Origin of the sequence: uncultured Pseudacidovorax sp. (genome assembly GCF_913773995.1) — a bacterium.
GTDB lineage: Bacteria > Pseudomonadota > Gammaproteobacteria > Burkholderiales > Burkholderiaceae_C > Xenophilus.
This window is the reverse complement of record NZ_CAJYES010000236.1, coordinates 1-11,772: the sequence shown is the minus strand read 5'-3', so window position 1 is coordinate 11,772 and position 11,772 is coordinate 1. Positions and strand designations below refer to the sequence as shown.

Sequence of the window (11,772 nt, the reverse complement as noted above, 5' to 3'; positions counted from 1 at the left end):
TGCCATTTGGCAATGTGGGCGCGGGGAAAGGGCCGCTGGCTGAGCCGTCTGGGCTTCAGACGTGCAGGATGCGGTCGCTGTAGAGCGCCACGAGCGGATCGTGCGTCAGCAAGTGCATGGGTTCGACGAGGGCCTGAGCCACCAGCAGTCGGTCGAACGGGTCTTTGTGGTGAGAGGGCAGCGTCTCCACCTCGATGATGTGCTCTGGCTTGATCGGCAGGAGCTGATAGCCCGCGTCACGGAAGTAGGCCCATGCCTCCTCGCTACTGACCGGCATGTCGCCTCGGCCGAGCGAATGCTTGATCGCGATCTCCCACAGCGATGCAACGCTCACCCAGACGGTGGCGCGGGGCGACACGATTCGCTCGCGCGCAGCGGGAGAAAGGCGCGGGCTGTCGGCGATGGCCCACAACGCAATGTGGGTGTCCAGCAGCAGGTTCAAAGCTTGGTTTCGCCAGCGAACAAAGCGGCCACTTCGACGTTGTGCGCATCGATCGAGTCCGGCACCTCGAACTTGCCCTTCGCGACGCCGATGCGCTTTTGAACGATGGGCTCGTCCACGGGAACGAGCTTGGCGACCGGCCGCCCATGGCGAGCGATGACGATCTCGCTTTCCGCGCCGGCCTCAATGGCCTCGACCAGCCGCGACAGCGACGATTTGGCTTCGAACATGTTGACGGGTTGCATAGGGGCGTCTTGGTTAGCTAACCTTAGTCTAATTTGCCGTTTGGCGCTATACAAGCGCCGATCAGTTGTGGTGCTGCGGCTGGACCGGCAACACCAGCCGCATCCGCAACCCCGGCTGCGCGCCCTCGGCCACCAGCCGGCCGCCGTGCAGGGCAGCGACGGCGCGCACGTTGGCCAGGCCCAGGCCGTGGCCGGGCAGCTCGGGCTGCAGGCGGGTGAAGCGCTCGCCGATGCGGGCCAGGTCGGCCTCGGGCACGCCGGGTCCGTCGTCCTGCACCTCGACCACGGCCTGGCCGGCGGCCATCGACGTGCCGAGGCGCACGGTGCAGCCGGGGCCGCCGTACTTCAGCGCGTTGTCGACCAGGTTGGCGATGGCGCCGGCCAGCAGGTCGCGGTCGCCGTCCACCCAGGCTTCTTCCGCGGGTTCGCGCAGCAACTGGGCGCCCTGGCTGTCGGCGACGGCCTCGTACAGCTCCGCCACGTCGTCGGCGATGGTGTGCAGTGCCACGGGCGCGAAGGCGCGGCGGCGGGCGCCGGCCTCGGCCTCGGCGATCTGCAGCAGTTTCTGGAAGACGGTGCCCAGCTCCTGCAGCTCGTGTACGGCGCGGTCGATGGCCTCGCGCCGCGCGTCGTCGCCGGTGCCGGGTGCCTGCGCCGCCTGCAGGCCCAGCAGGGCGCGCGTGAGCGGCGTGCGCAGCTCGTGGGCGATGGTGTTGGAGACATGGCGCACGCCTTCCATGAGCGACTCGATGCGGTCGAGCATGGCGTTGATGTCCTGGCCCAGGTGCGCGAACTCGTCGTCGCCCGAGGCCAGGTCCACCCGCTCGGCCAGCCGGCCTTCCTCGGCGATGCGGCCGGCCGTGCGGCGCACCCGGCCCACGGCCTGCTCCAGCTCCTGGCGGAACACGAAGACGCCACCCACCAGCAGCAGGAGCGCGATCAGGCCGGCTGCGGCACTGGCGCTGACGACCAGCGATTCGAGTGCCTCCTGGTCACCCAGGTCGTGGCCGACCACCAGCAGCGCATCGTCCGGCAGGCGGCGCACGGCCAGGTAGCCGGTGATGGTGGTGCCGCCCCGTTGCGCGCGCTGCTGGCCGTCGCGGTTGCTGGCGGCATCGGCGGGCGGCACATCCAGATTGCCGGCCAGGCGCGTGCCGTCGGGCTGCCACAGGCCGTAGAGCTCGGTGTCGGACTGCCGGCCATCGGCCAGCGCGCGGCCGATGGCGGCGACGACGGCGGCTAGGCCCTCCTGCTCGGCCCGGGCCATCATCTGCGTGGTGGTGGTGCCCACCTGCCGCGCGATGCGCTGGTGCAGCACGCCCACGGTCTGCAGGTAGACGATGGCCAGCGCCGCCATCATGGTGATGGCCACGAGCACGGCGTACTGGAAGGCGAGCCGGAAGCCCACCGAGGCCCACAGGCGGCGCCAGGCGCCCATCAGGCGGAAGACTCCCCGGGCTCTGGCGCGGCCAGCCGATAGCCCACGCCGCGCTCGGTGTGGATCAGCGGCGGGCCGCCGGTGCCGTCGAGCTTGGTGCGCAGGCGGCTGATCTGCACGTCGATCACGTTGGTCTGCGGGTCGAACTGGTAGTCCCACACGGCTTCGAGCAGCATGGTGCGGGTCATGACCTGGCCCGCGTTGAGCATCAGGCAGGCGAGCAGGCGGAATTCGCGCGGCTGCAGCGCCAGCGGCTTGCCGCCGCGCTCGGCACGGCGCGTGCCCAGGTCCAGCCGCAGGTCCGCCACCTGCAGCACGCGCTGCTCGGGGCCGGGTCGGGCGCGGCGCACCAGCGCCTCGGCGCGCGCCGCCAGTTCGGAAAAGGCGAAGGGCTTCGCCAGGTAGTCGTCGCCGCCGGCCTTGAGGCCACGCACCCGCTCGTCCAGCGCGCTCAGGGCACTGAGCACCAGCACCGGCGTGCGCAGGCCCAGGTTGCGCAGCGTGCCGAGGATGGCGAGCCCGTCGATGCCGTTGGGCAGCATGCGGTCGAGGATGACCAGGTCCCAGGCCTCGCCCGTGGCCCGCGCCAGCGCATCGGCGCCGTCGCGGCTGATGGCGACGGTGTGCCCCATGCGGCGCAGGCCGTCGGCGATGTAGCGGGCGTTGGCCTCGTCGTCCTCGACGAGCAGACAGCGCCAGGACAGGGTCTCGCTCATCGGGGCAGCTCGGCGCCTTCGACCATCAGCCGCAGCCGGCGCACGCCCTGCCATTCGTCGGCGTCGAGCCGGAAGGCCAGGCGCACGCGGGGCGGCAGCGGCTCGGTCTGGCCGAACCAGATGCCGTCCACGGGCTGGCCGGCCAGGCGCAGCTTGAGCGACAGGTGCTTCTCGCCCACCAGCCGCTGCGACACGACCTCGACCTCGTCGCTGAAGGTGGGCGGCGCAAAGCCCTGGCCCCAGACCTCGCGGTGCAGCGTGTCGACCAGTTCCACGCGCAGGTACTCGCGGTCGATGGGGCCGTCGGTCTCCAGACGGCGGGTGAGGGTGGCGGCGTCCAGCCATTCGGCCGCGATCTGGGCCAGGGCCCGTTCGAACACGGGGAACTGGTCGCGCGCGATGGTGCAGCCCGCTGCCATCGCATGGCCGCCGAAGCGCAGCAGCACGCCCGGGTGGCGCTTGGCCACCAGGTCCAGCGCATCGCGCAGGTGGAAGCCGGCGATGGAGCGGCCCGAGCCCTTGAGCTCGTGCGACTTGCCCTCGGCCCCGCTGGCCGCGAAGACGAACACCGGCCGGTGGTGCCGGTCCTTCAGGCGCGAAGCCACGATGCCCACCACGCCCTCGTGGAACTCGGCATCGAACACGCTGATGGCGGCGGGCATGCCGGCCTGTGCCTTGGCCTGGCCCTCCACCGCCTGCTGCATGCCGAACAGCGACTCGGCCAGCCGGATGGCCTGATCGCGCATGCCGCCTTCGATGTCGCGGCGCTCGCGGTTGATGCCGTCCAGCAGCCTGGCCAGCTCGTCGGCGCGGCCCGGGTCGTCGGTCAGCAGGCATTCGATGCCCAGCGTCATGTCGGCCAGCCGGCCGGCGGCGTTGATGCGCGGGCCCAGGGCAAAGCCGAAGTCGAAGGTTGTGGCCACCTCGGGGCGGCGGCCGGCGGCGCGGAAGAGGGCGGCCACGCCCGGCGGCATGGCACCGGCGCGGATGCGGCGCAGGCCCTGGGCCACCAGGCGGCGGTTGTTGGCGTCGAGCCGTACCACGTCGGCGACGGTGCCCAGGGCCACCAGCGGCAACAGCGCATCCAGCTTCGGCTGCTGAACTGGAGCCCCCACGCTGCCCGCTGCGCGTGGTTCGCTGCCCCCCGACGGGGCGGGCCCGCCTTGGGACGGCCCGGCGGCGGGCCGGGCGTTCCAAGCGCCGCGTGCGCGCAGCTCCGCGCGCAAAGCCAGCAGCACATAGAACATCACGCCCACGCCCGCGATGCTCTTGCTTGCAAAGTCGCAGCCCGGCTGGTTGGGGTTGACCAGCACGTCGGCGGCCGGCAGCTCGGGGCCGGGCAGGTGGTGGTCGGTCACCAGCACCGACAGGCCCAGTTCGCGCGCGCGGGCCACGCCCTCCACGCTGGCGATGCCGTTGTCCACGGTCAGCAGCAAGTCGGCGCCGCTGGCGGCCACGCGCTCGGCAATGGGCGGCGTCAGGCCGTAGCCGTCGGTCACACGGTCGGGCACCAGGTACTGCACCTGGCGCGCGCCTAGCAGGCGCAGGCCGCGGATCGCCACCGCACAGGCCGTGGCGCCGTCGCAGTCGTAGTCGGCCACCACGCAGATGCGACGGTCGGCGGCGATGGCATCGGCCAGCAGGCGTGCCGCGGCATCGGCGCCGCGCAGGCCGGCGGGCGGCAGCAGGCGGGCCAGGCCATCGTCCAGCTCGTCGGCCGAGACCACGCCGCGTGCGGCATACAGGCGGGCCAGCAGCGGATGCAGGCCGGCCTGCTCCAGCGCCCAGGCGGTGCGGGGCGGCACGTCGCGGGGAATGATCTTCACAGCGACTCCAGCACGGCGGCGACGTCGGGCGTGCGCTGCAGCCAGCGCTGCAGCAGGCCGCGCTGGCCCTGGTAACGACGGGCGGCGCGGTCGCCGCACAGGGTCAGCGCGACGGGCTCGCCGGCGCGGCTGCGGGACAGCCATTGCGCGATGGGGCCGGCGTCGAGCGCAGCCCAGGCGGCGGCCCAGGCCTCGCCATGGTCGTCCAGCGCCGCGGGGCGCAGTCGCTCGTCCATGGCGGGCTCGGCGGCCGGCGGGTGCACGACCGCCGCGCGGCCGGTGCCGCTGAACCACAGCGAATTGACCAGCAACTGGCGGCGTTCGCCCCGCGCATCGTTCACCGGGTGGTTGTAGAGCAGCATCTGCATCTCGTTCTGCAGCCGCCGCAGCGTGCGGGCGCCGTCGGCCATGGGCAGCCAGGCCTCCAGCGGCTGCCCGATGGCACGGTCCAGCGAGGCGGTGGGCAGCCCATCGAACACCGGGCCGCTGGCCAGCCAGGTGCCGGGCGCGTCGGTGGCGAAGAGATGGATCTCGTCCTCTTCAAAGAAAGGGCGCACGGCCGCCAGCAGGGCCTGCGATTCGGCCAGCTGCACGCCCAGGTGGGCCGGGTCGGTCAGCACCACCTCGCTCATGCCCGCTTGCCAGTGGCACAGCGTGACCCAGGCCCAGGCCTGGTCGGTGGCGCCGGGCAGGCTGGCGCGTCGGGCGGCCTGCGCGGCCCAGGGCAGCGTGCCGTCGGCGGCCGGGGGCAGGCCCAGCGCGGCGGCGCGGGCGCGCTCGTGCGGCGGGGTGAGGCTGTGCTCTTCCTGCACATCGGCCGCGGCCTCGGGCAGGCGGGCGAGCAGGGCGGCCAGGTTGGGCAGCTTGAGGCCGGGCAGGGCCGCCTGACACGCGGGCGTGCTCCGGCCCGCGAAGGGAATGATCAGATGCAAGGAGGAGGAAGGGGAAAGCGCGTCGGCGGAAGGCGACATGCGCCGTATTGTCGCGTCCGACGCGGGGGCTCGCGGGCCAATGCCACAATGCCCGGCCCGGCTTCCCGGGGGCTTCCGGTGCCATGCGGCGCCGTCTTCGCATCCATGGCTCTTCCCTACGAACTGCAGCTCGGCTGGCGCTACACGCGTGCCGGCCGGGCCACCCGCCGCAACGGCTTCATCTCCTTCATCTCGGGCGTTTCGATGGCGGGCATCGCGCTGGGCGTGGCCGCGCTCATCATCGTGCTGTCGGTGATGAACGGCTTTCAGAAGGAGGTGCGCGACCGCATGCTGGGCGTGGTCTCGCACATCGAGATCTTCTCGCGCGATGGCCAGGCGCTGCAGGATCTGCAGCCCATCATGGACGCGGCCCGCAAGAACCCCGAGGTCATCGGCGCCGCCCCCTTCATCGCCAGCCAGGCGCTCATCGCCCGCGGCGAGGACATGAAGGGCGCACTCGTGCGCGGCATCGAGCCCAAGCTGGAGCCCGAGGTCACCGACTTCTCCAGCACCGCGCAGAAGGGCGCGCTCGACCGTCTGGTGCCGGGCCAGTTCGGCATCGTGCTGGGCGCCGAGCTGGCGCGCCAGCTCTATGTGCGCGACGGTGATCAGGTGACGCTGATCGCGCCCGGCGGCCAGGTCACGCCGGCCGGCGTGGTGCCGCGCCTCAAGCAATTCACCGTGGTCGGCACCTTCGATTCGGGCCACTACGAGTACGACTCGGCGCTGGCCATGATCCACGAGCAGGACGCGGCCAAGGTCTTCCGCCTCGAAGGGCCCACCGGCATCCGCCTGAAGCTCAAGGACCTGAACCAGGCCCGCGAGGTGGCCGACGAGCTGGCCAAGACGCTGCCCGGCCAGTTCCTCATCCGTGACTGGACGCGCCAGAACAAGACCTGGTTCTCGGCCGTGCAGGTCGAGAAACGCATGATGTTCATCATCCTCACGCTGATCGTGGCCGTGGCCGCCTTCAACCTTGTGAGCACGCTGGTGATGACGGTGACCGACAAGCGCGCCGACATCGCCATCCTGCGCACGCTGGGCGCGAGCCCGAAGAGCATCATGGGCATCTTCGTGGTGCAGGGCGCCATGGTGGGTGTGATCGGCACCTTTGCGGGCCTGGGGCTGGGCCTGCTGGTGGCCTACAACATCGACATCATCGTGCCGGCCATCGAGCGGCTGCTGCACACGCACTTTTTGCCGCAGGACATCTACCTCATCAGCCGCATGCCCAGCGACCCGCAGCGCAGCGACATCATGCCCATCGCCATCATCTCCCTGGTGCTGGCCTTCGTGGCCACGCTCTACCCCAGCTGGCGCGCCAGCCGTGTGAACCCGGCGGAGGCTTTGCGGTATGAATGACATCGTGCTCAAGGCCCGCGGCCTGACCAAGCGCTTCCACGAAGGCCGCATCGACCTCACCGTGCTGCATGGCGTGGACCTGGACGTGCGCGCCGGCGAGACCATGGCCATCGTCGGCGCCTCCGGCTCGGGCAAGAGCACTCTGCTGCACCTGCTGGGCGGCCTCGATTCGCCCAGCAGCGGCACGGTCGAGCTCAAGGGCCAGCCGATGGGCCGGCTCGATGCGGCGGCCCAGGGCCGGCTGCGCAACCGGTACCTGGGCTTCGTCTACCAGTTCCACCATCTGCTGCCCGAGTTCAGCGCGCTGGACAACGTGGCCATGCCGCTGAAGATCCGCCGCGAAGCGCCCGAGAAGGCCGCAGAGGCCGCCCGCGCCACGCTGGCCGCCGTGGGCCTGGGGCAGCGCCTGTCGCACCGGCCGGCCGAGCTGTCCGGCGGCGAGCGCCAGCGCGTGGCCATCGCCCGTGCCCTGGTCACCCAACCCGCCTGCGTGCTGGCCGACGAGCCCACCGGCAACCTGGACCGCAGCACGGCCGACACCGTGTTCGCGCTGATGCTGCAGCTGGCGCGCGAGCGCGGCACCGCCTTCGTGATGGTGACGCATGACGAAACGCTGGCGGGGCGCTGCGACCGCGTGCTGCGGCTCGTGCAGGGGCGGTTGGCGGACTGAGGGCTACCGGCGTTTAGCTCGGCGGGCGCTCAGTCCCCCGCCTTGGCCCGTTCCAGCAACAACCCCCGCAGCGTCTCCATCAACGGCGACCACGCCGACCCGGGCCGCGACAGCAGCACCACCGCCCGCGGGATGCGCAGGGCCGCCACCGGCAACTGCGTGAAGCGCTCGGCCGGCGCCAGTTGCATCAGCGAGCGCGGCAGCAGCGTCACCAGGTCGGTGGCGGCCAGCACTGTCAGATTCATCTCCGACGAGAAGGGCACCTCGACCACCACCTGCGGCGCGGGCAGCCCCTGCCGCGCGTAGACGGCCTCCACCGTGCGGTAGGCGAAGGAATGCTCGGGTCCGAGCATCCAGCCGTAGGCAGCGACGTCCTTCAGTGTCGGCCGGGCGAGCCGCGTGAGCGGGTGACCCACCCGCACCAGCGGCAGCAGCGGATCGCTGTCGACCTTGGTGCGCTCGGCCGGCAGCGGCAGGCCCTCGTACGCGGGCACCAGGGCCAGGTCCAGCGTGCCGTCCTGCACCTGGGCGGCGAGGGCATCGGAGCGGTCCACCCTCATCTTCACGCGCAGGCCCGGCCGCATGGCCAGCATGGGCCCGAGCACCGCGGCCATGCGGTTGCCGCCGGTGGTGTCGGTCACGCCCAGGCGCAGCAGGCCGGCCTGGCGGGCGCGCATCTCGTCGGCCAGCAGCACCGTGTCGGCATATTCGGCCTGCAGGCGGCGCATCTGCTCGGCCACCCGCAGGCCGGCCGAGGTCAGTCGCACGCCGCGCACGCTGCGCTCGAAGAGCTGCAGGCCGAACTCGCGCTCTACCCGCTGCATCGCCTTGGTGAGCGCCGACTGGGTCACGCCCTGCTCGTCCGCAGCGGCTGAGAGCTGGCCGTCACGGGCCACGGCGAGGAAGTAGCGGATGTCCTGGATCGAGAGATTCATTCCTGGCATTCATGGCAAGGCGGTGGAACGGGAATGCTAGAAGACGCCGTGCTGTCATAGATTGCAGGCCATCCAATCCCTTTTGCTTTCGATGGCCTCCCACGCTTCTCCCCATATGGTCCTCATCGTGGCCGACAACCTCGGCTGGGGCGAACTCGGCTGCTATGGCGGCGGCGCCCTGCGCGGCGCACCCACACCGCGCATCGATGCGCTCGCCCGCCAGGGCCTGCTGCTGCAGAACTTCAATGTCGAGAGCGACTGCGTGCCGACGCGCTCGGCCCTCATGTCGGGCCGGCATCCGATCCGCACCGGCTGCCTGCAGTCCGTGCCGCCGGGCCTGCCGCAGGGCCTCACGCGCTGGGAGGTGACGCTGCCGCAACTGCTGTCCAAGGTCGGCTATGCCACGGCCCATTTCGGCAAGTGGCACCTGGGCGACGTGGCCGGGCGCTTTCCGTCGGACCGCGGCTTCGACGAGTGGTATGGCATCCCGCGCACCACCGACGAGAGCCAGTTCACGTCCTCCGTGGGCTTCGACCCCAGCGTGGTCGACCTGCCCTACATCATGGAAGGCCGTGCCGGCGAACCCTCGCGCGAGGTCAAGCTTTACGACCTGGAGGCCCGCCGCGGCATCGACGCCGACCTGGTGGACCGCTCTTGCGCCTTCATGCAGCGCCATGTGGCGGCGAACCGGCCCTTCTTTTTGTACCTGCCGCTGGTGCACCTGCACTTTCCGACGCTGCCGCATCCGGACTTTGCCGGGCGCACCGGCCATGGCGACTTCGCCGACTCCATGGCCGAGATGGACCACCGCGTGGGCCAGATCGTCGACGAGGTGGAGCGCCTGGGCATTGCTGACAACACGCTGTTCATCTTCTGCAGCGACAACGGCCCGGAGTTCCGCGCGCCCTACCGCGGCACGGCCGGCCCCTGGCGCGGGACGTATCACACCGCCATGGAAGGCAGCCTGCGTGTGCCCTTCATCGCGCGCTGGCCGGGCCGCATCGAGCCGGGCCGCGTGAGCAACGAGATCGTGCACGTGACCGACATCTTCACCACCCTTGCCGCCGTGGCCGGTGCCGAGCTGCCGCAGGACCGGCCCATCGACGGCGTGGACCAGCGGGCCTTCTTCTTCGGCGAGCAGCCAAAGTCGGCGCGCGAGGGCTTTCTCTTCTACATCAAGCAGGAGTTGCGCGCGGCCAAGTGGCGCGACTGGAAGCTGCACTTCTACTGGGAGCCCGAGGTCAACCAGGGCCAGGGCAAGCTGGAGTCGCCCTACCTGTTCAATGTGACGCGCGACCCCAAGGAAGAGACCGATGTGCTGGTCTTCAACACATGGGTCATGGGCCCGGTGCTGCGCATGATCCGCGACTTCAACGCCAGTGCGGCCGCGCATCCGCACACGCCGCCCGGCCAGCTCGACCGCTGAGCGCCGACCCCTCTGACACCTCCCGGAAGCAAGCCTCATGAACTCCTCCACCACCCGCCGCCATCTGCTGCGCCTGTCGGCGCTCGCTCTCTCCGCCATGGCCCTCGGCGCCCATGCCGAAGCGCCCTGGCCCGAAGCCAAGTCCATCACCTGGATCGTGGGCTTCGTGCCCGGCGGCTCGGTGGACGTGCTCACGCGGGCCTTTGCCAAGGCGGTCTCCGACCAGCTGGGCCAGTCCATCGTGGTCGACAACGTGCCCGGTGCCTCGGGCGCGCTGGCGCTCAAGCAGGCGGCGCGCGCCAAGGGCGACGGCTACACGCTGGTGACCGTGCCGGGGCCCGTGCTCTTCGGCCAGAATCAGCCCGAGGTGGGCCGCGAGCTGCAGGCGGTGGGCCTGCTGTCGCAGGGGCCCATCGTGCTGGTGGGTGGCGCCGCGCTGCCTCAGGCCGACCTGACGTCGCTGATCGCCGCGATGAAGAAGAACCCGCAGCAGTGGGACTACGCCAGCTCGGGCATCGGCACCGGCCAGCACTTGGCCGGCGAGCTGTTCAACCAGGTGGCGGGCACGCATATGCTGCATGTGCCGTACAAGGGCGGCGGCCAGGCGGTGGTGGACATCGTCGGCGGCCAGGTCAAGCTGGGCATGCTGGGCGTCACGCCCGTGCTGGCACAGATCAAGGCCGGCCAGCTGCGCGCCTATGCGGTGACCACGCCCTACCGCATCCCCAGCCTGCCCAATGTGCCGACCATGAGCGAGGCCGGGCTCAAGGGCTACGAGGCCACGCAGTACTTCGCCGTCGCCACGGCCAAGGGCGTGCCCGAGCCGGTGGTGGCGCGGCTCAACGCCGCCATCGCCAAGGCGCCAGAGAACCCACAGGTGAAGGCGGCCATGGAAGCCGGCGGCCAGCTGCCGGGGCACATGTCGCCCGCCGATGCGCAAAAGTTCGTGCAGGACAGCCTGCGCAAGTTCGGCGACGTGGCGACCAAGGCCAAGATCGTCCTGAACTAGTGGAGCGCGGTCGGGCTTCATCGGGCCCTGGCCGGGGCTCGTTCGATCAGGCGGCCGACGAGCCCCGCACCACCAGCGTCCCCGGCAGCAGAAGCTCGCGCGCCGGACCTTCCAGGCCCTGCATGCGCTCGATCAGGCAGGTGGCGGCGGCGCGGCCGAGTTCATCGGTGGGCTGCGCCAGGGTGCTGAGGCCCGGCCCGACCAGCGAGGCCCATTCGGGCTCGTCGAAGCCGATGAAGCCCAGCTCTTGGCCGAACTCCCAGCCCAGTTGCCGAACGGCCTGCGCCACGCGCAGCGTGACCACCGAGTTGCCGGCCACCACCGCGGCGCGGCGCGGTGCGCGGGCGCGCTTGCGCAGGCCGCGCAGTGCATCGCGCAGACCTTCGTCGTCGCCCTCAGCCATCTCGAAGACCTCGCCCCGCACGCGCGGCGAGGCCTGGGCATGCGCCTCCATGCAATCACGGAAGGCGGCGGCCCGCTCGCGCCGGGTGCTCACGCCCTGCTGCGGCTCGGTCACGTACAGCAGCTCGCGCCAGCCGCCCTCCACCAAGTGAGTGCAGGCCTCGGCCATGGCCGACCGGTTGTCGATGGAGACGAAGTCGGCATCCAGCCCGTCGTGCCGGCGGTCCACCAGCACCGCCGGCTTGCCATGGGCAGCGATGGCCTCGACCACGCCCGCGCCGCGGCCCAGGGTGTTGAGGATGAAGCCGTCCACCTGGTAGCCGGCCAGGG

12 protein-coding genes are annotated in these 11,772 nt (G+C 71.2%); 4 read left to right on the top strand and 8 right to left on the bottom strand.

Annotation, left to right across the window (positions count from 1 at the left end; genetic code table 11):
- Positions 1 to 55: 55 nt before the first annotated feature.
- From QZ772_RS22375 to QZ772_RS22350, 6 genes are all read right to left on the bottom strand, one after another.
- Positions 56 to 442 carry a type II toxin-antitoxin system VapC family toxin gene (locus QZ772_RS22375; RefSeq protein ID WP_294367291.1) on the bottom strand — a complete coding sequence of 129 codons (387 nt, stop codon included), beginning with the start codon at positions 440 to 442 and terminating at the stop codon, positions 56 to 58.
- Positions 439 to 687, bottom strand: coding sequence for a type II toxin-antitoxin system Phd/YefM family antitoxin (locus QZ772_RS22370; protein WP_295531253.1), 249 nt, complete (start codon positions 685 to 687; stop codon positions 439 to 441). Before QZ772_RS22370 ends, QZ772_RS22375 begins: the two co-directional genes overlap by 4 nt.
- A gap of 61 nt (positions 688 to 748) precedes the next feature.
- Entirely contained in the window at positions 749 to 2,125 is a 1,377-nt protein-coding gene (locus tag QZ772_RS22365; protein ID WP_295531250.1) for a HAMP domain-containing sensor histidine kinase, read from the bottom strand.
- Positions 2,125 to 2,841 (bottom strand): response regulator transcription factor, encoded by a 717-nt coding sequence (locus tag QZ772_RS22360; RefSeq protein WP_295531248.1) that lies wholly within the window; start codon positions 2,839 to 2,841, stop codon positions 2,125 to 2,127. The genes QZ772_RS22365 and QZ772_RS22360 overlap by 1 nt, the downstream gene beginning before the upstream one ends.
- A complete protein-coding gene (recJ, locus tag QZ772_RS22355; protein ID WP_295531245.1) occupies positions 2,838 to 4,667 on the bottom strand; it encodes a single-stranded-DNA-specific exonuclease RecJ in 1,830 nt (609 codons plus the stop codon). Before recJ ends, QZ772_RS22360 begins: the two co-directional genes overlap by 4 nt.
- Positions 4,664 to 5,638 (bottom strand): hypothetical protein, encoded by a 975-nt coding sequence (locus QZ772_RS22350; protein ID WP_295531242.1) that lies wholly within the window; start codon positions 5,636 to 5,638, stop codon positions 4,664 to 4,666. The genes recJ and QZ772_RS22350 overlap by 4 nt, the downstream gene beginning before the upstream one ends.
- Before the next feature lie 105 nt (positions 5,639 to 5,743).
- Here QZ772_RS22350 and QZ772_RS22345 point away from each other — a divergent pair, with 105 nt between their 5' ends.
- Positions 5,744 to 7,000, top strand: coding sequence for a lipoprotein-releasing ABC transporter permease subunit (locus QZ772_RS22345; protein ID WP_295531239.1), 1,257 nt, complete (start codon positions 5,744 to 5,746; stop codon positions 6,998 to 7,000).
- The gene (gene lolD / locus QZ772_RS22340; protein WP_295531236.1) at positions 6,993 to 7,670 is read left to right on the top strand and encodes a lipoprotein-releasing ABC transporter ATP-binding protein LolD; all 678 of its coding nucleotides are present in this window, start codon (positions 6,993 to 6,995) and stop codon (positions 7,668 to 7,670) included. The genes QZ772_RS22345 and lolD overlap by 8 nt, the downstream gene beginning before the upstream one ends.
- Before the next feature lie 29 nt (positions 7,671 to 7,699).
- Here lolD and QZ772_RS22335 read toward each other — a convergent pair whose 3' ends face one another.
- A complete protein-coding gene (locus tag QZ772_RS22335; protein ID WP_295531233.1) occupies positions 7,700 to 8,605 on the bottom strand; it encodes a LysR family transcriptional regulator in 906 nt (301 codons plus the stop codon).
- Between the two features lie 91 nt (positions 8,606 to 8,696).
- Between QZ772_RS22335 and QZ772_RS22330 the strand changes: the two genes are divergently transcribed.
- Positions 8,697 to 10,031 carry an arylsulfatase gene (locus QZ772_RS22330; protein WP_295531230.1) on the top strand — a complete coding sequence of 445 codons (1,335 nt, stop codon included), beginning with the start codon at positions 8,697 to 8,699 and terminating at the stop codon, positions 10,029 to 10,031.
- A 37-nt stretch (positions 10,032 to 10,068) separates the two neighbouring features.
- Positions 10,069 to 11,040, top strand: coding sequence for a tripartite tricarboxylate transporter substrate binding protein (locus QZ772_RS22325; protein ID WP_295531226.1), 972 nt, complete (start codon positions 10,069 to 10,071; stop codon positions 11,038 to 11,040).
- A 46-nt stretch (positions 11,041 to 11,086) separates the two neighbouring features.
- Here QZ772_RS22325 and QZ772_RS22320 read toward each other — a convergent pair.
- On the bottom strand, positions 11,087 to 11,772 hold a 686-nt coding region (locus QZ772_RS22320; RefSeq protein WP_295531223.1), incomplete at its 5' end, for a substrate-binding domain-containing protein.